At 68.6% G+C, this 20,304-nt stretch carries 20 protein-coding genes; 10 read left to right on the forward strand and 10 right to left on the reverse strand.

Annotated elements, in window-relative coordinates; translation table 11 throughout:
* Positions 1–135 precede the first annotated feature (135 nt).
* Positions 136–1,200, forward strand: a complete 1,065-nt coding sequence (hemH, locus tag IED13_RS10415; protein WP_191124134.1) for a ferrochelatase — start codon at positions 136–138, stop codon at positions 1,198–1,200.
* A gap of 108 nt (positions 1,201–1,308) precedes the next feature.
* Here hemH and IED13_RS10420 read toward each other — a convergent pair whose 3' ends face one another.
* Positions 1,309–2,019 (reverse strand): alpha/beta hydrolase, encoded by a 711-nt coding sequence (locus tag IED13_RS10420; protein ID WP_185748016.1) that lies wholly within the window; start codon positions 2,017–2,019, stop codon positions 1,309–1,311.
* 228 nt (positions 2,020–2,247) lie between these two features.
* Here IED13_RS10420 and IED13_RS10425 point away from each other — a divergent pair, with 228 nt between their 5' ends.
* Entirely contained in the window at positions 2,248–2,751 is a 504-nt protein-coding gene (locus IED13_RS10425) for a MarR family winged helix-turn-helix transcriptional regulator (protein ID WP_142022836.1), read from the forward strand.
* Positions 2,752–2,806: 55 nt separating this feature from the next.
* On the opposite strand, the gene IED13_RS10430 is transcribed toward IED13_RS10425, so the two are convergent.
* The 4 genes from IED13_RS10430 to IED13_RS10445 all read right to left on the reverse strand — a co-directional run bounded on the left by IED13_RS10430 (position 2,807) and on the right by IED13_RS10445 (position 7,415).
* Positions 2,807–3,718, reverse strand: a complete 912-nt coding sequence (locus IED13_RS10430; RefSeq protein ID WP_081925362.1) for a TorF family putative porin — start codon at positions 3,716–3,718, stop codon at positions 2,807–2,809.
* 216 nt (positions 3,719–3,934) lie between these two features.
* Complete coding sequence (locus tag IED13_RS10435; RefSeq protein WP_191124135.1) at positions 3,935–5,371, reverse strand: murein L,D-transpeptidase family protein; 1,437 nt, start codon at positions 5,369–5,371, stop codon at positions 3,935–3,937.
* Between the two features lie 187 nt (positions 5,372–5,558).
* Positions 5,559–6,512 (reverse strand): acetyl-CoA carboxylase carboxyltransferase subunit alpha, encoded by a 954-nt coding sequence (locus tag IED13_RS10440; RefSeq protein WP_038364053.1) that lies wholly within the window; start codon positions 6,510–6,512, stop codon positions 5,559–5,561.
* 105 nt (positions 6,513–6,617) lie between these two features.
* On the reverse strand, positions 6,618–7,415 hold the full coding sequence (locus IED13_RS10445; protein ID WP_112761760.1) for a class I SAM-dependent methyltransferase: 798 nt from the start codon (positions 7,413–7,415) through the stop codon (positions 6,618–6,620).
* 143 nt (positions 7,416–7,558) lie between these two features.
* On the opposite strand from IED13_RS10445, the gene gloB reads away from it, so the two are divergent.
* From gloB to IED13_RS10460, 3 genes are read left to right on the forward strand one after another with little or no spacing between them, the layout of a single operon-like run.
* On the forward strand, positions 7,559–8,323 hold the full coding sequence (gene gloB, locus IED13_RS10450) for a hydroxyacylglutathione hydrolase (protein WP_191124136.1): 765 nt from the start codon (positions 7,559–7,561) through the stop codon (positions 8,321–8,323).
* A gap of 2 nt (positions 8,324–8,325) precedes the next feature.
* A complete protein-coding gene (locus tag IED13_RS10455; RefSeq protein WP_038362849.1) occupies positions 8,326–8,790 on the forward strand; it encodes a cupin domain-containing protein in 465 nt (154 codons plus the stop codon).
* Complete coding sequence (locus IED13_RS10460) at positions 8,790–9,548, forward strand: GNAT family N-acetyltransferase (protein ID WP_112761708.1); 759 nt, start codon at positions 8,790–8,792, stop codon at positions 9,546–9,548. The genes IED13_RS10455 and IED13_RS10460 overlap by 1 nt, the downstream gene beginning before the upstream one ends.
* Before the next feature lie 44 nt (positions 9,549–9,592).
* On the opposite strand, the gene IED13_RS10465 is transcribed toward IED13_RS10460, so the two are convergent.
* The gene (locus IED13_RS10465) at positions 9,593–10,069 is read right to left on the reverse strand and encodes a DUF2938 domain-containing protein (protein ID WP_133560914.1); all 477 of its coding nucleotides are present in this window, start codon (positions 10,067–10,069) and stop codon (positions 9,593–9,595) included.
* A 200-nt stretch (positions 10,070–10,269) separates the two neighbouring features.
* On the opposite strand from IED13_RS10465, the gene IED13_RS10470 reads away from it, so the two are divergent.
* The 5 genes from IED13_RS10470 to IED13_RS28775 all read left to right on the forward strand — a co-directional run bounded on the left by IED13_RS10470 (position 10,270) and on the right by IED13_RS28775 (position 17,088).
* A complete protein-coding gene (locus IED13_RS10470) occupies positions 10,270–11,352 on the forward strand; it encodes an ROK family protein (RefSeq protein WP_191124137.1) in 1,083 nt (360 codons plus the stop codon).
* A gap of 255 nt (positions 11,353–11,607) precedes the next feature.
* Positions 11,608–14,304, forward strand: a complete 2,697-nt coding sequence (locus IED13_RS10475; RefSeq protein WP_191124138.1) for a DUF3772 domain-containing protein — start codon at positions 11,608–11,610, stop codon at positions 14,302–14,304.
* A gap of 4 nt (positions 14,305–14,308) precedes the next feature.
* The gene (locus IED13_RS10480) at positions 14,309–14,935 is read left to right on the forward strand and encodes a CAP domain-containing protein (protein ID WP_318652246.1); all 627 of its coding nucleotides are present in this window, start codon (positions 14,309–14,311) and stop codon (positions 14,933–14,935) included.
* A 112-nt stretch (positions 14,936–15,047) separates the two neighbouring features.
* On the forward strand, positions 15,048–16,253 hold the full coding sequence (locus IED13_RS10485) for a winged helix-turn-helix domain-containing protein (RefSeq protein ID WP_191124139.1): 1,206 nt from the start codon (positions 15,048–15,050) through the stop codon (positions 16,251–16,253).
* Positions 16,254–16,380: 127 nt separating this feature from the next.
* Positions 16,381–17,088, forward strand: coding sequence for a DUF930 domain-containing protein (locus tag IED13_RS28775; protein WP_248312535.1), 708 nt, complete (start codon positions 16,381–16,383; stop codon positions 17,086–17,088).
* A 7-nt stretch (positions 17,089–17,095) separates the two neighbouring features.
* Here IED13_RS28775 and mutT read toward each other — a convergent pair whose 3' ends face one another.
* From mutT to argJ, 4 genes are read right to left on the reverse strand one after another with little or no spacing between them, the layout of a single operon-like run.
* Complete coding sequence (gene mutT / locus IED13_RS10495; RefSeq protein WP_185748012.1) at positions 17,096–17,500, reverse strand: 8-oxo-dGTP diphosphatase MutT; 405 nt, start codon at positions 17,498–17,500, stop codon at positions 17,096–17,098.
* Positions 17,501–17,511: 11 nt separating this feature from the next.
* Positions 17,512–18,027, reverse strand: coding sequence for a peptidase associated/transthyretin-like domain-containing protein (locus IED13_RS10500; RefSeq protein ID WP_133560920.1), 516 nt, complete (start codon positions 18,025–18,027; stop codon positions 17,512–17,514).
* Entirely contained in the window at positions 18,024–18,953 is a 930-nt protein-coding gene (locus tag IED13_RS10505) for a DMT family transporter (RefSeq protein WP_191124140.1), read from the reverse strand. The genes IED13_RS10500 and IED13_RS10505 overlap by 4 nt, the downstream gene beginning before the upstream one ends.
* Positions 18,934–20,184, reverse strand: a complete 1,251-nt coding sequence (gene argJ / locus IED13_RS10510; RefSeq protein WP_191124141.1) for a bifunctional glutamate N-acetyltransferase/amino-acid acetyltransferase ArgJ — start codon at positions 20,182–20,184, stop codon at positions 18,934–18,936. The genes IED13_RS10505 and argJ overlap by 20 nt, the downstream gene beginning before the upstream one ends.
* Positions 20,185–20,304 lie beyond the last annotated feature (120 nt).

Consider the following 20,304-nt stretch of genomic DNA (forward strand, 5'->3'; position numbering starts at 1 on the left):
GCGCCGCGCTGACCAGATGCCTTTCGGCCCCGGACCTGCCTGTCGGCGATGTCGCACCCGGCCCGTCCCCTCTCTTCAAGGCTGGACGAAAGCGCGAACTCGTCTAAATCACGAGCGCAAGGAGAGCCTGCGCTCATGACTGCTGACATCGCCACGGCCCCGGCCCGCGAAGCCGTTCCGCTCCCGCCGGATCACCCGCAAGCCCGATACGGCCGCATCGGCGTGCTGCTGATGAATCTCGGCACGCCGGAAGGCACCGGCTACTGGCCGATGCGCGCCTATCTCAAGGAGTTTCTCTCGGACCGACGCGTCATCGAGGAACCCCGCTGGAAATGGTGGCCGATCCTCAACCTGATCATCCTGTCGACGCGGCCGGGCCGCAAAGGCAAGGACTACGCCTCGATCTGGAACAACGAGCGCAATGAGGGTCCGCTCAAGACCATCACGCGCTCGCAGACCGAGCAGCTTGCAGAGCGCCTGAAGCCGCTGGCCGGCGAGCGCGTCGTCTTCGACTGGGCGATGCGCTACGGCCTGCCCGATGTGAAGAGCCGTTTGAAGGCCCTGCTCGACCAGGGCTGCGACCGCATCCTGCTGGTGCCGCTTTATCCGCAATATGCCGCGCCAACCTCGGCCACCGCCTGCGACCAGGCCTTCCGCGCGCTGATGCAGATGCGCTGGCAGCCTTCGGTGCGCGTCTCGCCGCCCTATCACGACGACCCCGCCTATATCGGCGCGCTCGCCCGCTCGATGCGGGCATCGCTGGCCAGGCTCGATTTCGAGCCGGAGGTTATCCTCTGCTCCTTCCACGGCATGCCGAAGGACTACCTGCTCAAGGGCGACCCCTATTACTGCCAATGCGTGAAGACCTGGCGGCTGCTGCGCGCCGAGCTCGGCTTGTCCGCGGAGCGTTTCCCGCTGACCTTCCAGTCGCGCTTCGGGCCGGATGAATGGCTCAAGCCCTATACCGACGAGACGGTGAAGGCGCTGGCGCTGGCCGGGAAGAAGTCGATGGCGATCGTGGCGCCGGGCTTCTCGGCCGATTGCCTGGAGACGCTTGAGGAGCTCGACGGCGAGAACCGCGAGATCTTCCTGCACAATGGCGGCGAAAAATTCGCCTACCTGCCCTGCCTCAACGATTCCGCCGAGGGTATCGACGTCATCGCCGAAGTCGTGCAGCGCGAATTGATGGGCTGGCTCTGAGTCAAGCTAGAGCATTTTCGAGCGAAGTGGACACCGGCTCGCGTGAAGAAAATGCGTTAAAACAAAGAGATAGAGCATTTCTGCGATTCGGAGAAACGCGGAAATACTCTAACGCTCTTCGCTACCGACGAAGCGCGTGACGCTCTCGATCACCGGCTTCGCCTGCAGGATGCGGCGATGGCCGAAGCCGCTCGTCTCCTCCAGGTCGACGAAGGAGCCTGCCGCCGCCAGCGCCTCGGCATGGCGGAAATCGAGCTCGCGATCCTGCCGGTCATGGACGACCAGGGTCGGCACGCCGATCGCCGCAAGCTGCGCCGGCCCCTCGAAAGCCTCGACCGGATTGCCGGCAACGACATGGATGCGCCGTTCGAGCGCCGCCTGGCCGCGCCGGCCGAGCCCAATACCGGCGCCGAACCGCCGTGTGATCTGCTTGATCGAGGAGGGCGCGGCGATCATCGCGAGGCGCCCGGCACTCACCGGCGGCTGGCTGGGAACCGAGCCCGCCAGCGCCGCGAGCGCGATCGCCCCGCCGAAGGAATGGGTCACGATCGCATGCAGCGGCCCGAAAGCCCGCGCCACCGCCGCCAGGCTGGCCACTCCGAGCGGCAGGTTCAGCACCCGCCCCGTCGAGGCGCCATGCGCCGGCAGGTCGAAGGCGACCACGCGGAAGCCGGCTTCGCGCAGCGGCGCTGCAAAGGCGGCCATGAAAGCCGCTTCGCTGTTCCAGCCATGCACCAGCAGCACGGTGCCGCGCTGGCTGGCCCCCTCCGGCGCGAAGACATAGGCCGTGACGCTCCCGCAGGGGAACGGAACCGCCATCGCCTCCGCTTCCGCCAGGCGGCCCGCGGCGCTCCGCGCACCGGAGGACGCGTTTTCGTTTCGCGCCAGGCGGCGCGGCGGGGTACAGAACAGACGGAAGGCGAGTCTGCCGGTTGCCGCGGGCGCCACGAAGCTGGCGACCCGGGTCAGAGGACGCAGGAGGCGGAGAGCGGTGTCGGCCATGGCATGGAGCCCAATCTGTTCAACGCTGAACTATTATGTTCAGCCATGAACAAAAAGCAAGCCTCTTCCCAGACCTCTTCGACGGCGGGTTCCGGGCCGGAGCCGGCGCGCCAGCTCCTGCCCTGGGATCTGCCGCGTTTCCGCAACTGGATTTCGGTCGCCCGCGTCCACACGCTCTGGGAAAAGGCCTTCGGCGAGGCGCTGGCGCCGCTCGACATCCAGGTCGCCCATTATGACGTGCTCGCCAACATCTTCCACGTGCCCGGCCTGACGCAGCAGGCCCTGGCCGGGAAGCTGCTGGTCGGGCGCAGCGCCATGAGCATGCTGCTGCCAGTGCTGGAGCGGCGCGGGCTGATCGAGCGGCGCGGCGACGAGGCGGACCGGCGCGTGCGCAGGCTCTGGCTCACGCCGGAGGGCGAGGCTCTGACCCGCAAGGCGATGGCGATCCATGTCGCGGAGATCGAGGCGATGATGACGGTGCTGAGCGAGGACGAATGCAACGCGATCGGCGAGATGATGCGCCGCGTCGCCAAGGCGCTGGAAAGCTGACGCAAAAGGGCCGCCCCAACGGGCGGCCCTTCGCGATGGACAAGGAGAGCCCGGCTTACTGCTGTGCGAAGATGCCGAGGCTGCTGGCTGTGATGTCGAAGGAGAGCGTGCCGACCACGGCGGCGCCGCACCATTTCGAGCGGCCGCTGCCCGAATAGATCCCGCTCGGATCGGCGGTCAGCGCGAAGCACTCGGTCTTCGACAACGTCGTGTCGTGGTAGCGCAGATCCGCCGTGACGTTCTTCCAGGTGTAGGAGACGCCGGCGTTCCAGTAGGTGTAGTCGGGCAGGTTGGTCGGCGGATTGGTCGACCAGATCGCCAGATTGGTCCTGCCGAGCCAGTAATGGCCGAGCTCGCCCGAAACCGACAGGCCCTCGAGGAAGGGCAGGGCGTATTTCGCCGTGACCGAGGCATAGGTGCCGTCGGCGCCGGTGCCGAGCCAATCCCAGGCGTAGAAGACGTTCGCGCCAAGCGTCAGGCTCTCGGCGAAGGTGTAGGACACCTTGCCATAAACCTCGGTGTAATCGGTGTTCTTCGGCGTCCAGTAGGTGCCGGCGAAGTCGATCAGCTGCTTTTCGCGCGGATAGTAGTACTGCATCACGCCGAAATCGAAGGCGAGATCGCCGAACTTCGGACGGATGCCGCCGTAGAAGTCGACTTCCGCGCTCGGCTTGGTCGCCAGATCGACGCTGGAGCCGTAGATGCCGGCATAGAACAGATTGTTGTAGACCTGCAGCTCGGCGCCGGCGCCGAAGCCCGGCCTGCGATCGGTCTGCGAGATACCGCGGAAATTATAGTCGGTCTGGCCCTTCACATTGACCGCGATGTCGAACCAGGTGATCGCCGGCACGACCGGAGCGGGCGGCGCCCCTTTCTTGCTGGGCAGGTCCGAAGCGAGCGCACCGGCCGCCAAGACGGTCGAAATGCCAAACCCCAACACCGAAGACCGAAAAAGATCCAGAACCATCGCCCAGCACCCCTCACCGCGCCTTGGTCGCGCTTTCGCCACAATCAAGCAGGGCACGGGGGATTTTCGGCAAGACGAGCTTTTCGGCAGCCTGCCCGCCAAATAAGCAAAAGCCCCCGAAACGGGGGCCTTCGCGCCTGCAAAACAGGCTCAGATCATTTGATCGGGAACTGTTGCAGTTCCGTCACATACCCAAAACGCCGGAAACGACCGCGATCAGCGCGTGACCGGCTGGCTGGCATAGGCGGCCGGCGACTGGTCCAGGCTGCTGGTGCGCAGATTCGTCGCCCGTCGCGGCGGCAGCGGGGCGCGGATATTGGTCGGATTTGTCGGCACGGTGACCTCGACCGGCACCTCGACGGCAGCCGTGCTCTGCCCGCTCGTGCTGGAGGAGCCGCCGAATGTCGGCATGAAGCTCAGCGCGCGCTGCAGGAAGGGCTTGCTCTCCTCGGCCGGCGCAGCCACCGGCACCGAGGTGGTGCTGGCCAGCACCGGCGCCTGCTCGGCCTTGCCGGGCTGGATTCGCGCGAGCTGGGTCGTCGCCGGGGCGGTGAACGGCTTGGTCTCGGCCTTTGCCGGTTCGGGCTTGCTGGGCTCGGGCTTGGCAACCTCGGCCGGCGCGGCGGCGGCAACCGCAGCCATCACCGCGCCGTCATCCGCAGAAGCGGCGCGCGCCGTGCCTTTCGCCTTGCCCTTGTCGTCGAGCACGACCACGCTCGGCCCCGAGGCCAGCGCATCCTCGCGGCTGATGCCGACATCCCGCGACGCCCAGGACGCCCTGCGGTTGAGCGCATCGGCCCCGCCGGCCATCAGAGCCTGCTTGAACGAATTATGCTGGTCGCCATCGTCATAGACGAGCCGGATCGCCGGCGTGCCCTTGGCGACGAGGGCAGCGACCTCGACCGCGTCCTGGCGTTCCTTCGCGGCGACCTCGGCCGGCTCCGAGCCGCCATTGAAGACATAGCGGCCGCCGGCGACGGACACCGCCGGCTCGTCCTTCACGACCTCGAAATAGTCCGAGCCTTCCTTCAGGTTCTTCCAGAAGGCGATGTTCGGATCGAGCCGGTGCTGGGCGAGGTTCTTCGCCGTCATGCGGAAGGGGAAGGCCTGCATCTGCACGGCCTTCTGGCCGGCGTTCTGCGCCTCGCGCACCAGCGCGTAGATCTCGCCGATCTGGTCGTCCGTCATCGAGTAGCAGCCGGCCGAGGAGCAGGCGCCATGCACCATCAGATGCGCGCCGGTGCGGCCATGGGCCCGATCATAGGCGTTGGGATAGCCCATGTTGAACGAGACGTAATAGGACGAGTTCGGGTTCATCTGCTGCGGCGCGATGGCGTAGAAGCCCTCCGGCGCCATGCGGTCGCCCTCGCGCACCTTCGGGCCGAGCTGGCCCGACCAGCGGCACATGGGGAAAGTCTTGAGCAGGGCGTAGCGGCCGTCGGCCTTGCGCTTCCAGACCTCGAGCTCCGACTCCTTCTTGTAGGAGCGGATCAGGATCGGCTGGTCCTTGCTCATGCCCTTCTCGGACATCAGCGCATAGGTCGCCGACGGAATCGGGATGTTGTGGCGACCGGCGCCGCGATAACGCTCTTCCTCGCAAGCCGCCAGGGTCAATGCAACAAAAGCCACGAGCGCGAGTTGCTTCAGTGCCACGTCGTCAATCCCATCGAACGGCAGGCCGGGGCGCGACCTGTGACTTCGCAAGACGGCTAAATTGTGCCGTCGTCCTGTTTTAGAAGCGTTAGCCTTGAGGGTTCCTTACCATAGGCTCCCTGAGTCTGGCCACATGGTCAATGCCCGGTAAAGACGCCGCCGTTTCGCAGGCGCGAAATCAACGCTTTCAGAGATGGCGCCCGATCCCGAGGAATTTTTCCGCCCGCTTGTCGACGATCGCGGCCCCGTCGAGGCCGGCGAAATCGGCGAGCGCCGCCGCGATGGCGTCCCCCGCCCGGGTCATCGCCGCCTGCTTGTCGCGATGGGCCCCGCCGGTCGGCTCGGAGACGATTCCGTCGATGACGCCGAACCTGAGCAGATCCTGCGCCGTGATCTTCATGCCGGTGGCGGCGTCCTGCGCGCGCGCCGTGTCGCGCCAGAGGATCGAGGCCGCGCCTTCCGGCGAAATCACCGAATAGATCGCATGCTCGAGCATCAGCACGCGGCTCGCCGCCGCGATCGCGATCGCCCCGCCCGAGCCGCCCTCGCCGATCACCAGCGCGACGCTGGCGGTGGGCAGGCCGAGCCAGGCCTCCGTCGAGCGGGCGATGGCCTCGGCCTGGCCGCGCTCCTCGGCATCGATGCCCGGATAGGCGCCGGCGGTGTCGACGAAGCTCAGCACCGGCAGGCCGAAGCGGCCGGCCATCTCGACGAGCCGCACCGCCTTGCGATAGCCCTCGGGCTTCGGCATGCCGAAATTGTGCCGGATGCGGGTCTCGGTCGAATCGCCCTTCTCCTGGCCGATGACGCAGACCGCCTCGCCGCGGAAGCGGCCGAAGCCGCCAACGATCGCCTCGTCTTCCCCAAAGGCGCGATCACCCGCGAGCGGCGTGAACTCCTCGATCAGCGCGGCGCAGTAATCCTTGAAATGCGGCCGCTGCGGATGGCGCGCCACCAGCGTCTTCTGCCAGGGCGTCAGCGCCGCATAGATTTCCTTGAGCGCCTGGTTCGCCTTGGCGTCGAGCTTGCCGATCTCTTCCGACAACGAGATGCCGTCGCCACGCGCCTCGAGAGCCCGCAACTCGTCCGACTTCGCCTCGAGCTCGGCGACCGGTTTCTCGAAATCCAGATAGCTACGCATCGTGATCCAGTTCAGCTTCCGCGCCGGGTTCGGCACGGATCGGCGGTTTCGCATGAAACCGGGGCTCGAAAGGCGGCGGACCATGTCCGCGACCCGGCGAAATTGTCAACCCGCATGGGGTTTTCGAGGTGACGGGAATTCCAGTCCCGCGCTGCCGGAAGGCTTCGCGGCGCGCGGCGTCGGCGCGGGCTGCGGCAGCAGGATGGGCCTGAGCGCGAAGCTGCGCCGCGTCGCGCGCAGCGGCGCGCGCCGGTAGAACTGCTTGGTCGCGTCGATGACATGGACCCCGGCGAAGGGCAGCGACAGCCCGAGCCCGATCTGCTCCCAGGCATAGGCCGAACGCATCAGGATCCGCCGCTGCAGCGGCGGGACATAGAGCACCTCGGCCCAGTGCTCGGGCGAGAATTCGGCGGCGCGCATCAGCGCCGAGAGCTGGCGGCGGCTGAACGGACGGCCCTGCCCGAAGGGCGTGCCGTCCATGCGCGCCCAGAGGCCGCGCCGGTTGGGCACCACCAGGATCATCCGCCCGCCCGGATTGAGCACGCGCGAGACCTCTTCCAGCAGGTCGTCGGGGCTTTCGGTCTCCTCCAGCGCATGGACCAGCACGACCCGGTCGATCGAGGCGGTCGGCAGCGGCAGCAGGGTCGGCTCGACCAGCGCCGAGGCGGAAAGCCCCGGCGAGGGCCAGTTCACCACGCCTTGTGCCGCCGGCATGAAGGCGATGGTGCGTTCGGCCTCGATGCCGAGCACGGAGAGATAGGGCGTGGAGAAACCCAGCCCCAGCAGCCGCTGGCGGTCGCAATCCGGCCAGAAGCGCAGCATCGCCCGGCCGATGAAGCGTCGCGCCACATGCCCGAGCGGGCTGGCGTAGAAGGCGCGCAGGTCGACGACGTCGAGAGGCATGGCGCCTGAGATGGAACGCCACGCGCGCGAACGCAAGGGCGGCTTCCGCAGCAACTGCACGACGACACTGCGCGCCCGGTGGCTTGATCGGCAGGCGGCCATGGCCCATGCAGGGCGTCCGTTCGCACTCGCAGGAGTCCGCCATGCCGCTCGACCTCCATGTCTTCCGCACGCTCAGCGACAATGCGGGCGCCCTGCTCCACGACCCCGCGACCGGCGCCTGCGCGGCGGTGGACGTGCCCGATGCCGGCGAGATGCTCGCCGCCGCCAGGGCCAAGGGCTGGACGATCAGCGACATCTTCATCACCCATGCCCATCACGACCATACGCAAGGCGTCGCCGAGGTGAAGCAGGCGACGGGCGCGACCGTCGTCGGCCCGGCCGATGCCCGCACATCCGCCCCGCTCGATCGCGTGATCGGTGAAGGCGACAGCGTGGCGCTGGCGGGCGAGCGCTTCGAGATCTGGCACACGCCCGGCCATTCCGACGGCCATCTCAGCTATATCGGCCTGGGCAGCAAGATCGCGCTCGTCGGCGACGTCGTCTTCGTCATGGGCTGCGGCCGGGTCCAGCCCGGCCAGATGGACCGGATGTGGACCTCGCTCTCGCGCATCATGGCGCTGCCCGGCGACATCCGGCTGGTCACCGGCCATGACTACACGCTCGCCAATGCCCGCTTCGCCCGCTCGGTCGATCCGACGAACGCGGCGCTCGCCGCGCGTTTCGCCGAGGCCGGGACAGCCAAGGCCGAAGGCCGCTTCTGGGCGCTGACCACCATCGCCGAGGAACAGGCGACGAACCCCTTCTTCCGCGCCGGCGAGCCCGCGCTGGCGGCCGCCGTCCATCTCGCCGGAAAGCCGACTTCCCAGGTCTTCGCGGCGCTCCGCGAAGCCAAGAACAAGTTCTGACCATGCCGCATCGCCTCGAAGGGCTGACGGCGGCGGAGGTGATCCGCCTGCTCGACCTCAAGCCCCATCCCGAAGGCGGGCATTACCGCGAGACCTTCCGCGACGCGGAAGGTCCGGAAGGACGCGGCCATTCGACCGCGATCTACTATCTGCTCGACACCGGCGAAACCTCGGAATGGCACCGCGTCGATGCCGCCGAGATCTGGCACCATTATGCCGGCGCGCCGCTGGTCATCACCGTCTCGCCCAATGGCCACGACGCCTCGGCCCATCATCTCGGCACCGATCTCGCCGCCGGCCAGCGCCCGCAATTCGTGGTGCCGGCCGGCTGGTGGCAGAGCGCGACCTCGCTCGGCGCCTGGACGCTGGTGGGCTGCACGGTCGCGCCGGGCTTCGCGTTTTCGGGATTCGAGATGGCGCCGCCGGGCTGGCGGCCGACGCCCCGCAAGCCGGCTGGAGGAGCATGATGCTGACGACGAACGAGGACAGCCAGCTCGCGCTGGAATGCGAGCGGCGGATCATCAATGCCTGGCCGGCCTTGTCGACGCTCGTCCTCGGCGACTGGGTGCTGCGCTTCGCCAATGGCTATTCCGGCCGCGCCAACTCGGCGACGCCGCTCGCCTATGGCGCCGAGCTCGACGATGCCATGCTCGACATGCTCGAGGAGCTCTACCGCGCTGACGGTTTGCCGCCCACGATCCGGCTGACCCCGCTCGTCGCCGAGGCGACCCGCGCGGCCGTGCTGGCACGCGGCTACAGGGTCAAGGACGCCTCTTTCGGCATGATCGCGCCGCTAGCCGGGCTCCCGGTCTCCGAAGAGGCGGAGCTCCAGATCGAGGCCCGGCCCGAGCTGGAATGGATCGCCGGCGTCGCCGCGCGCCAGAGCGGCGTGAAGACGCATGCGGGCAATCTGGCGGCCATCGTCGAGAAGGTCCGCCTGCCCGCCGCCTTCGCCTCATGGCTGGTCGAGGGCGAGCCTGTCGCCTTCGGCATGGCGGTGGCGGAGCGCGGCATGGCCGAGATCGGGCTGATCTGCGTCGATCCCGCCCATCGCGGCAAGGGGCTGGGCCGCCGGATCGTCGCCGGGTTGATGGGCTGGGCCGGCGCCATGGATTGCCACAGCGCCTATCTGCAGGTCGAGCAGAGCAACGCCATCGCAATCAGCCTCTATCGCAGCCTCGGCTACCGCCAGCTCTACGCCTACGAGACGCGAATCCTGGACTAGCGCCGTCATTCTCGGGCTTGACCCGAGCATGACGGCGCAGTGCCTCAACGGATCAGCAGCGCCGTGCCGTAGAGGCCAATGGCGAAGACCGTATGCCCGACGATGTTGAGCAGGCGGATCTGGTTGGCGTTCGGGCGCTTCGAGGCGGCAATGCCCATGCCCATGCCCGGCTGCAGGATGAACCAGCCGCAGCCCACCGTCGCGAGCCCGACGATCAGCGCCGGGAGAAAGGTCGGGTTGCGCGCCCAGCCCATGCCCCAGACCACCAGCACGATGCCGGCGAAGAGGATGCCGACGAGGTAGTGGAAGAGCCAGCCCAGCGCGACCTCGTTGGCGACCGGCTCGGCCTTGCCGATATCCTCATGCACGACGCGCCCGCGCAGCAGATGCGCGAACCACCGCCCCGGCGGACCCCAGTTCGGCTTCGGCATGCCGAAGAGCCGCAGGAACTGCGCCCAGAGATCGAACAGGATGGTCGCGCCGATGCCGATGACGACCGCGCGATAGATCAGATCCGCCAAATCTCGTCCCCCCAAAACTCTCGCCCCCAAAAACCGGCGATCTTCGCTGCCCTCCTCGTTGGAGCGGCGATCGCCGCCGCGGTCAACCGGCCGGAGGCGCCCCCGACGCAGCCGCGGCCTGCGGAAGACGCATCCGGCCCGCACCGGAACCTCGCGCCGGGCGCGGTGTTGCCTCCGGAGAGATCGCAAGAGGAGAGCACATGGCTGGGGCAACGGCAGAGAAGACGCGCAGTGCCGGCGCGACGGGCCCGCACGGGGCGGCGGAGCTGCCTTCCGTCATCGTCACCAGCTACAATCTCGAAATCCGCGACGAGGACGGCTTCGTCGGCGACAAGGCGAGCCGCAGCGCCTTCGTCGAGCATCTCGATGCGCTGCGGCAGCATCTGAAGAAGAACGGCGACGATCCGCTCCGGGGCAAGACGGCCGAGATCAGCAAGAAGGAGCTCGATGCGCTGCTGAAGGAGGGCGACGCCACCGAGGCCGCCCTCGTCCTCGGCGCGGTCGAGGGTTTCGCCCAGTCGCTCGCCTTCGTCATCCGCCGCTTTGCCCGGCTGAAGAACTGGGCCGAGGTCGAGCGCATCGTCGTGGGCGGCGGCTTTCGCGAGAGCCGCATCGGCGAGCTCGCCATCGCGCGCGCCGCCATCATCCTGCGCACGGAGGGCCGCGACATCGACCTCGTCCCGATCCGTCACCACCCGGACGAGGCCGGGCTCGTCGGTAGCGCGCATCTCGCGCCGAAATGGATCTTCGAGGCTTTCGACAGCCTCGTCGCCGTCGATATCGGCGGCTCCAACATCCGCGCCGGCATCGTCGAGCTCCGACAGAAGAAGGCGCCCGATCTGGGCAAGGCCCGCGTCTGGAAATCCGAGCTCTGGCGCCATGCCGACGAAGAGACGAGCCGCGACGAGGCGATCAAACGTCTGGGCCGGATGCTCAAGGAACAGATCGAGCAGGCCGAGAAGGAGGGCTTGCGCGTCGCGCCCTTCATCGGCATCGGTTGCCCCGGCCTGATCGAGCCCGACGGGAGCATCGACCGCGGCGCCCAGAACCTGCCGGGCAACTGGGAGAGCAGCCGCTTCAACCTCGTCGCCAGCGTGCGCGAGCTCGTGCCCCGGATCGGCGAGCACGACACCGAGATCGTCATGCACAACGACGCCGTCATCCAGGGGCTGAGCGAGATGCCGGCGATGCAGGACGTGGAGAATTGGGCCGTGCTCACGATCGGCACAGGGCTGGGCAATGCGAGCTATCGCAACCGCGACAAGGTGAAGAAGAAGGGCTGACGATCCGGTTCGGGAAGACGGGCCCTCGTCCTGAGAGCCGCGCAGCGGAGAAAAAGCGCGGCCCTGCCATCTTCAGGTCGCCTTTGCCGGTGAAGACGCGGCGTGGCGTCCGGTTCGGGCGCGATCCAGCAAAGGAATTGCGGGAGTCTTGCCTTGCCGGCAGTCGAAAAGCGGCCTTCGTCTTGCCTTGAGCCCGTGGCTGTGCCGAGGCTCGGGAGCGATACGAATCACCCTCAGGAGCGGGGCCGCCCGACCATGACCACTGAGCTGGCGCCGCGCTTTCGGCACGCTATGCGTGCTCTGCTCGCCCTCTGCGTGCTGACGCTGGCACTGGCCGCCGGGCAGCCGGGCGCGCAGGCCCAGCAACCTGCCCCGGCGCCGACCGGCGCTCCAGCCACCGCTCCCGCGGCCGCGCCGGCCGCCGCGCCGGTCGACCCCAACAGCCCGCGCGGGCGCCTCGATGCGGTCCGGCTCGAACTCTCGCAGATCGAGACGACCCTGACGCGCCCGGACCTCAGCGATGCCGAATTGCAGCGGCAGCGCGTCCGTCTGCAGCCCTCGCTCGACCAGCTTCGCCTCGTCATCGAGCAGCAGGGCCCGCTGGTCGACCAGGCCAAGCTCAAACTCGACCAGCTCGGCCCGAAGCCGGACGAGAAGGCCCCGCCCGAATCCGCCGAGATCGCCCGCGAGCGCGAGGCCCGGACCAAGGCCTATGCCGATGCCGACGAGACGCTGAAGATCGCCCGCGCCGCGCTGCTCCAGGCGGAGCAGTTGCAGAGCACCATCGGCGACAAGCGCCGCGAGATCTTCGCCACGACCCTCTTCGCCGCCGGCCCCTCCGTGCTCAGCCCCGATGTCTGGGGCAACGCGGTGGCGACAGCGCCCGAGGACCTGCGCGCCTCGGGCTATGTCTTCGGCGGCTGGCTCTCCGGCGTCTCGGATGCGCTTTCGGGCACGCGCGGCGGCATTCTCGCGCTCGCGCTGATCGGCGCCATCCTGCTCTACTGGGCCCGCGCCCGCTATCTGCCGCGCTTCAAGGCCCGCTACGCCAACACCCAGGACACCGGCAGCCTGCATTGCCTCTACGTGGCGCTGGCGCATATCGTCGCCGGCGCCGCGCCGCCGGCTCTGGCGAGCTGGCTGCTCTACAAGGCGCTCAGCACCACCGGCCTGCTGCCGGAGCGCATCCAGCCCGTGATCTGGGCCGTGGTGATGGGGCTGGCCTTCGTCGCCTTCGTGCAGGCCCTCGCCGATGCGGTGTTCGCACCCTCGAGCCCGCAGCGGCGCCTGATCCGCGTGCTCGACGACACCGCCCGCAGCGTCGTTTGGATCGCGAGCGCGCTCGCGCTGGTGACGGCGGTCGGCAAGGTCTTCGAGGCCTGGCTGCAGGCCATCGCCGCCGGCCTCGCCATCTCGATCATCGTCAAGGCGCTCTTCGCGATCCTCTTCGCGCTGGCGCTGATTGCCGGGCTCTACCGGATCCGGGACGACGAAGATGTCGAGCAGGAAGCCTGCCTCGGCCCCTATGTCCCGGTCGATGGCGCGAGCCTCGGCCCGCTTCGCATTCTCGGCTGGATCATCGGCCTCGCCATCATCGCGGCCGCGCTCAGCGGCTATATCGTCTTCGCCTCCTTCCTGGCCCAGCAGGCGCTCTGGCTCGGCATCGTCGCCTGCCTCTATCTGCTGACGCATCAATTCGTCGATCTCGGCATCCCGCGTCTCTTGACCGGCAACGGGCGGCTGGCGCTGACGCTGCGCGCCGGTGTCGGCCTGCGCGCGGCCACGCTCGACAAGATCGCGGTGCTCGGCGCCGGGGTGCTGAAGCTGCTGCTGCTCTTCGTGACGCTGCTGCTGGTGCTGGCGCCCTGGGGGCTGGAATCCTCGGATTTCCTGGGTTCGCTGCGCGCCGCCTTCTTCGGCTTCCAGGTCGGCGGCGTCACCGTCTCGGTCTCGACCATCGTCGTCGGCGCCGTCGTCTTCGCCTTGGGCATCGCCGCGACCCGGACCTTGCAGCGCTGGCTCGACAACAAATTCCTGCCGACGACGCATCTCGACCCCGGCCTGCGCAACTCGATCACCACCGCCGCCGGCTATTTCGGCTACATCGCCGCCGTCGCCATCGCCGTCTCGGCGGTGGGCCTGAGCCTGGAACGGCTGACGCTGGTCGCCTCGGCGCTCTCGGTCGGTATCGGTTTCGGCCTGCAGTCGGTGGTGTCGAACTTCGTCTCGGGCCTGATCCTGCTCTGGGAGCGGCCGATCCGGGTCGGCGACCAGGTCGTGGTCGGCGATGTCGAGGGCATCGTCAAGCGCATCAATGTGCGCTCGACCGAGATCGCGACCTTCGACCGCTCCTCGGTCATCGTCCCGAACTCGAACCTCATCTCCGGCGTGGTGCGCAACCGCGTCCGCAGCGACCGCACCGGCCGGGTGCTGATCGCGCTCACCGTGCCGCGCACGCTCGATGCCGGGCAGGTCCGCGCCATGCTCTCGGAGGTCGCGAGCAATCATGGCGACGTGCTGCAGAAGCCGCCGCCGGCCGTGATGTTCAAGAAGATCGGCACCACGACGATGGATTTCGAGCTGATCTGCGTCGTCGCCGACGTCGAGATCACCGGCCGGGTCAACAGCGACCTCAACTTCGCCATCCAGAAGCGCCTGACCGAGTTGGAGCCACCGGCCGATACGCCGCAATTGCTGGTGAAAGGGCTCGACGGCGTCGAGCACTCGCTGGGCGAGATCGCCGCTGCCGTCGGCCGCGGTGGCGAGGCGCGGCACAAGGCCGCGCCCGGCGCCGGCAAGCCGGCGACAAACGGCAAGACCGCCGTGGCGCAACCGCGGCGGTCCCGGGCCGCCACGCCCGACGCGGACGAAACACAGGACGAGGACAAGCCGGATACGAAGCCGCTTCCCCTCCCCGACCTCGCCAATGCCAAGGACAGCGACAAGGAATGACCGGATGCCCAAAGCATTTGCGAGCGAAGTGGACATCGGTTTGCGTCGAGACCATGCGCCGGAACAAGGAACTGAGGCCGTTCCGCGCTTCGGGGGATCGCGGAATGGCCGCAGCCTCCTGCGCCGCCTCGCGGGCCAGCGCGCCATGACCTGCCCCGCCGCCATCGCCGGCGCGCTCGCCCTGCTCGGCGTCGCCGGCTGCACGGAGCCGCAGCGCCAGGCCCAGCCCGCCTTCTATCGCGACCTCGGCTCGACCTCGGCCAAGGTCGATGCCGAGCAGGCCCGCGCCATGATCTCGGCCTACCGCATGAACGCCGGCCTCGGCACGCTGGCGCTCGACCCCTCCCTCGACGAGGCGGCCCAGCGCGAGGCCGAGGCGATGGCCCGCTCCGACAAGCCGGCGCAGGCCGATGCGGTGAAGGCACGGCTCGCCAAGGAGGGCGTGCCCGGCGCCGAGGCCAATCTCTCGGCCGGCTACCGGCGTCTGGCCGAAGCCTTCTCCGGCTGGCGCGACTCGCCCCAGCACGACCGCGTCATGAAGGACGCGAAGGCGAAGCGCATGGGCATCGCCACGGCCTATGCGCCGGGCTCCAAGTACCAGGTCTACTGGGCGCTGATCGTCGCGCCCTGAGGCCCGGCGTCGCGGCTGCTCGAGGATCCGCCATGCGGCTCCCGCCAGCCGCTGTCAGCGGAGAAGCCCGCGCCCTCTTACGAAGCGCCGGCGCGGTGGCTAGCTTGCATCCATGCCGCCCCGCCCCCGCAAGCCGCTCGCCCTCTCCGCCGAACAGGCCCGCCGCATCTGGCTCGCGGCCCAGCGGCTCAACCGGCGCGCACCCTTCGGCTCGGGCCCCGAAGCGACTCGGGCCGCGGTCGAGCATCTCGGCTATGTCCAGATCGACACGATCAACGTGATCGAGCGCTGCCACCATCATATCCTCTACGCCCGCATCCCCGCTTATCGCCGCAGCGACCTCGCCCAGGCGCAATCGGTCGAGAAGAGCGTCTTCGAATACTGGACGCATGCGCTCTCCTATGTGCCCACCCGCGACATCCGCTATTTTCTGCCGGAGATGAAGGCGCATCGCGAGGAGCCGAAGCGCTGGTCGGCCGTCGGCTCCCGCGAGGAAACCCGCAAGCTGCTGCGCCGCATCCGCCGGGACGGCGCCCTCTCCATCCGCGACATCGAGGAGGAGCTGATCGAGAAGGCCCATCTCTGGGCCAGCAAGAAGCCCTCGAAGGGCCTGCTGGAGCGCGCCTTCTACGATGGCGAGCTGGTGATCTCCGCCCGCACCGGCATGGTGAAGACCTATGAATTGTTCGACCGGCATTTCCAGTGGGAGAAGCGGCCGACGCCGGCGAGCGAGCGGCAGGTTGCCGCCTACAAGCTCGACCGGGCGCTGAGGGCGCAGGGGCTCGTCAGCCTCGATTCCGCCTGCCATCTCGACGCGCCCAGCAAAAAGGCGGTGGCCGCGCAGATCGCCGGCCGGGTCAGGCGCAAGGAGCTCGTGCCCGTCGCGATCGAGGGCGCCGGCAAGCAGGTCCACTGGGCGGCGCCCGAGGCGCTGGAGACGGTGCCGGAGCCGCCGGAGCCCGGCCTGATCCATATTCTCTCGCCCTTCGACCCGCTGGTGATCCAGCGCAAGCGCGCGAAGCTGTTCTTCGACTACGCCCATGTCTTCGAGGCCTATCTGCGCCCCGAGAACCGCGTCTACGGCTATTTCGGCCTGCCGGTACTGGCGGGGGACCGGATCGTCGCCGTCCTCGACCTCAAGACCGACCGCGCCGCCGGCAAGCTCCTGATGCAGCGCTGGACCTGGCTCGATGGCTTCGAGGCGCCCGCCCTCAAGACCGCCATCGAGGAGGAGTTGCAGCGTTTCGAGCGCTTTCAGCTCGGCCGCGACGAGGCGGAACCCGCTCCGGCCGAGATCGACACAAAAATGCCGGCTTGATCGCGGCTGTTCCCCGGCGAGGGGCGAGGCGCGAAACCGGATGATGGCGATATTCCGACCGGGCGATTCTGTTCGCGGCAAGTCTGTTCGCGGCACATCTGCGCGCGGCAAGGCCGTGCCCTGAACCATGCCATCGGCGCCTCGGTCACGAGCTGCGACGCTGGCGCCGGGACTGCCGGCTGCCGCGATCCTGCATGCCGCGCTGATCGCCTGGCTCGCTTCGGTCGCGATCCAGCAATTCGACATCGCCCCCATCGCCGAGCAGAGCGTCGAGGTCGAGTTGCAGACATCCGAGCAATTCGAGGCGCTGACCCGGCCGCAACCGCCGACGCCGGCCCCCGTACCGACCGCGCCTGTCCCGGACATCGCGCCACCGCTCGCCGCCCCGCCTGCTCCCGCAACCCCTGCCGCGCCGGCACCGAGCCCTCCCGCCCCGGTCGCGGCGGACGGGATGGTCCACCCGCCGCGCATGCTCTCGCAGCGTGTGCTGGCCGATCCGCGCAGCCGCGATGCGCTCGCCATGCTGCCGCGCCTCGCCCCCGACGAGCGGGTCGAGCAGCTCTGCGGTTTGGAAGCGATGGGCCAGATCCATGACTGGCAGCGCAGTTTCGAGCCCGACCGCGTCACTGCCTATGCCCTGGCGGGCACCAAGCTTTCAGGCCAGGTCCTGATGGCCGAGGGAGCCGCCTTCCGCAGCCGGCAGCGCTGGTATGGGCTGCGCTTCGCCTGCACACTCTCGCCCGATCTGAAGCGCGTCACCGCCTTCGCCTTCCATGTCGGCGATCCCATCCCGCGAGATCGCTGGGAGGCGCTCGGCCTGCCGGCCGTGCATTGAGCGGGGCTTACGCTCCGAGCAGGTCGACCAGCGGCGGAATCAGCGGTTCGTCGGCCGGGGGCATGGCGAGATCGCGCAGCTTGCCTGGGCGAACCCATTTCAGCGCCTGCGCCTCCCGCGAGGCGGGCGAGCCCTCCCAGCGTCGGCAGACATAGAGCGGCATCAGCAGATGGAATTCGGGATAGGCATAGCTGGCGAAGGTCAGCGGCGCGAGGCACTCCTCCTTCACGGTGATGCCGAGCTCCTCATGCAGCTCGCGGATCAGCGCCGGCTCCGGCCGCTCGCCCGGCTCCAACTTGCCGCCGGGGAACTCCCAGAGCCCGGCGAGCGCCTTGCCCTCCGGTCGCTGGGTGACGAGGATGCGGTTGTCGGCATCGATCAGCGCGCAGGCGACGACGAGAAGCAGTTTCACGGGGACAGGACTCAGTTGCCGGAGAGGATGACCTGGACGGGCTCGGTTTCCTTGCCCGTCAGCGTGACGCTGTCATAGACCGAGCCGCCCTCGCGCGAGAAGGCGTCCTCGTCGCCCCAGATCACCTGAGTGGTGACGAAATAGCTGCCGGGCGCCACCTTGTCGAAGCTGAAGCGGCCATTGGCCTCGGCCTTGGTGGTGCGGGTGTATTCGCTATAGGCGGGATCGACCGCGTCATCGGCCGGGTAGGCGCGGTGCGGAACATATTTGCCCTTGCCGTAGAAATTGGCGAAGCGCTCGCGGGCGAAGGCCGTCGCCGGGATCAGGCGCACCACCTGCCCGGCAGCGTTGACCACCGTGCCGCTCGGCCTGGTGCGGAAGGCGTGGCCGACGATGACCCCGTTGCCGCTCTGCTTGATGAAGGCGGCCTCCTCGGTCGAGAAGGCCGCCGTCGCCGGCTTGCGTTCGACGCAACCGGCCATGATGGCTGCGGCCAGCGCCGCCGCCGCGAATAGCCCGATCCTCATGCAGCCCCCAGCTTGCGCGGCGCCGTCGTGACCAGGAAGACGCCGGCCAGGATGATGCAGCCACCGAGAACCTGCCGCAACTCCAAAGCCTCGCGCAGGACGACGACGCCGAGGATCACCGCCACCGTCGGCACAAGATAGCCGGTCATCGCCGCCCGGGTCGGCCCCGCCGCCCGGATCAGCCGCATGAACACCGTGACCGGGATCGCCGTGGCGAAGATGCCGAGCGCCAGCATCACCGGCAGATGCGAGCCGAGCGGCAGGAAGGCCGAGGGGCCCAGGATGGCGAGCGTCAGCGCCGTCGCGATCACGCCGGAGAACATCTGCTGGCCCAGCGCCAGCCGGGCTGGATCCCCGATCGCGGCCGGGACGGTCCGGACATAGAGGTTCGCGACGGCGTAGCTCAATGTCGCGCCGATCATCGCGACGACGCTGAGCGCCGTGCCGCCGCCCTCGAACAGGCGCGGGCCGATCAGCAGCGCGACGCCGGCCATGCCGAGCAGGATGCCGCCGAGCCTGCACCGGCTCAACCTCTCCTCGGCGAAGACGAGATGCGCGACGAGCGCGGTGACGAGCGGGCCCGCCGCCTGGATCATCGCCGCCGGGCCGCTGGCAAGCTGGATCAGCGCATAGCCGACGAGCACGTTCGGTAGCCAGCCATTGGTGGTGCCGAGCATGATCCAGGGCAGGATCTCGGCCCGGCGCGGCAGCGGGCTGCGCCCGCGGCCCAGGCTCCACAACGACAGCACGGCGGCGCCGAGCAAGCCCCGGCTGGCGGCGATCGCCAGCGCCGAAACCTCCCCGCTCATCAGCTTGATGAACAGGTAGCTCGATCCCCAGAGCAGGGAGCAGATCAGCAGGTTGACGGCGATGAAGCTGCGGCTTGGATCGGCCGGAAGCGGCCGCTCAGGAGCGGTAATCGCCATTGATCTCGACATAGGCCTTGGTCAGGTCGCAGGTCCAGACCGTGGCCTTGCCGCGCCCGATGCCGAGATCGGCGGTGATGACGATCGTATCGCCCTTCATGTAATTCGACACGGCCTGCTCGTCATAGGACGGGGCGCGGGCGCCCTGCTTCGCCACGACGATGTCGCCGAAGCCGATGTCGAGCCTGTCGCGATCGGCCGGCTCGCCGGCCTTGCCGACCGCCATGACGACGCGGCCCCAATTGGCGTCCTCGCCGGCGATCGCGGTCTTGACCAGCGGGGAGTTGGCGATCGAGAGCGCGACGCGCTTGGCCGAGCGGGCCGAGGCCGCGCCGCTGACGCGCACCTCGACGAATTTCCGCGCACCTTCGCCGTCCTTGCAGACGAGATGGGCGAGCTCGAGCAGGATGGAGTTCAGCGCCCGCTTGAAGCCCGAGAGCCGGGCATCATTGACCTCGGTGATCTCCGGCACGCCGCGCGCCGCCGCCTTGCCGGTGGCGAAGAGCATCAGCGTGTCCGAGGTCGAGGTGTCGCTGTCGACGGTGACGGCGTTGAACGAGCCCTTCACGCCCTTCGACAGCAGCGCCTGCAGCACGGGCGCGGCTACGGGTGCATCGGTGAAGACGAAGGAGAGCATCGTCGCCATGTCCGGCGCGATCATGCCGGCGCCCTTGGCGATGCCGGCGATCACGACCTCCTTGCCGTCGATCTTGGCCTTGCGGGTCAGCGCCTTCGGGAAGGTGTCGGTGGTCATGATCGCCTTGGCGGCGTCGATCCAGGGGCCGTCCGCGGCGCGCTTGGCGCAATCGTCGAGCACGCCCTTGAACTTGGTCGCGTCGAGCGGCTCGCCGATCACGCCGGTCGAGGCGATGAAGACCTCCTGCGGCTGGCAGCCGGCGGCCTTGGCGGCGATCTCGGCCGTCAGCTTGACCGAGTCACGCCCCTTCAGGCCGGTGAAGGCGTTGGCGTTGCCGGAATTGACGACGATGGCACGGGCGGAGCCCTGCTTCAGGTTCTCGCGACACCAGTCGACCGGGGCGGAAGGGCATTTCGAGCGGGTGAAGACGCCGGCGACCTGCGTGCCCTGATCGAGCAGCGCGAACCAGACATCCTGGCGGCCCTTGTAGCGGATGCCGGCTTCGGCGGTCGCGAAGCGCACGCCCGGGATCGGCGGAACCTTGGGCTGGCGCTTCGGCGCGAGCGGGGAAACGGGAACATCCTTGCCGGCCATCGGGCTTCCTCCTGCGGGACACTGCTCGAAGACCGGCGAATCGTCCGCTCGCCGGGCAGTGCGTCTCGTTCAAGAGCCCCTCTGCCGCAGGCCGATGACGAAAACAAGAAGGGCGGCCGC

This window comes from Allobosea spartocytisi (assembly GCF_014764685.1).
GTDB lineage: Bacteria > Pseudomonadota > Alphaproteobacteria > Rhizobiales > Beijerinckiaceae > Allobosea > Allobosea spartocytisi.

Excerpts from the sequence above, each read along its gene's own strand:
- hemH (WP_191124134.1), top strand. The coding sequence starts at position 136 with ATGACTGCTGACATCGCCACGGCCCCGGCCCGCGAAGCCGTTCCGCTC.
- IED13_RS10420 (WP_185748016.1), bottom strand. The coding sequence starts at position 2,019 with ATGGCGGTTCCGTTCCCCTGCGGGAGCGTCACGGCCTATGTCTTCGCG.
- IED13_RS10425 (WP_142022836.1), top strand. The coding sequence starts at position 2,248 with ATGAACAAAAAGCAAGCCTCTTCCCAGACCTCTTCGACGGCGGGTTCC.
- IED13_RS10430 (WP_081925362.1), bottom strand. The coding sequence starts at position 3,718 with ATGGTTCTGGATCTTTTTCGGTCTTCGGTGTTGGGGTTTGGCATTTCG.
- IED13_RS10440 (WP_038364053.1), bottom strand. The coding sequence starts at position 6,512 with ATGCGTAGCTATCTGGATTTCGAGAAACCGGTCGCCGAGCTCGAGGCG.
- IED13_RS10445 (WP_112761760.1), bottom strand. The coding sequence starts at position 7,415 with ATGCCTCTCGACGTCGTCGACCTGCGCGCCTTCTACGCCAGCCCGCTC.
- gloB (WP_191124136.1), top strand. The coding sequence starts at position 7,559 with ATGCCGCTCGACCTCCATGTCTTCCGCACGCTCAGCGACAATGCGGGC.
- IED13_RS10455 (WP_038362849.1), top strand. The coding sequence starts at position 8,326 with ATGCCGCATCGCCTCGAAGGGCTGACGGCGGCGGAGGTGATCCGCCTG.
- IED13_RS10460 (WP_112761708.1), top strand. The coding sequence starts at position 8,790 with ATGCTGACGACGAACGAGGACAGCCAGCTCGCGCTGGAATGCGAGCGG.
- IED13_RS10470 (WP_191124137.1), top strand. The coding sequence starts at position 10,270 with ATGGCTGGGGCAACGGCAGAGAAGACGCGCAGTGCCGGCGCGACGGGC.
- IED13_RS10475 (WP_191124138.1), top strand. The coding sequence starts at position 11,608 with ATGACCACTGAGCTGGCGCCGCGCTTTCGGCACGCTATGCGTGCTCTG.
- IED13_RS10480 (WP_318652246.1), top strand. The coding sequence starts at position 14,309 with ATGCCCAAAGCATTTGCGAGCGAAGTGGACATCGGTTTGCGTCGAGAC.
- IED13_RS10485 (WP_191124139.1), top strand. The coding sequence starts at position 15,048 with ATGCCGCCCCGCCCCCGCAAGCCGCTCGCCCTCTCCGCCGAACAGGCC.
- IED13_RS28775 (WP_248312535.1), top strand. The coding sequence starts at position 16,381 with ATGCCATCGGCGCCTCGGTCACGAGCTGCGACGCTGGCGCCGGGACTG.
- IED13_RS10500 (WP_133560920.1), bottom strand. The coding sequence starts at position 18,027 with ATGAGGATCGGGCTATTCGCGGCGGCGGCGCTGGCCGCAGCCATCATG.
- IED13_RS10505 (WP_191124140.1), bottom strand. The coding sequence starts at position 18,953 with ATGGCGATTACCGCTCCTGAGCGGCCGCTTCCGGCCGATCCAAGCCGC.
- argJ (WP_191124141.1), bottom strand. The coding sequence starts at position 20,184 with ATGGCCGGCAAGGATGTTCCCGTTTCCCCGCTCGCGCCGAAGCGCCAG.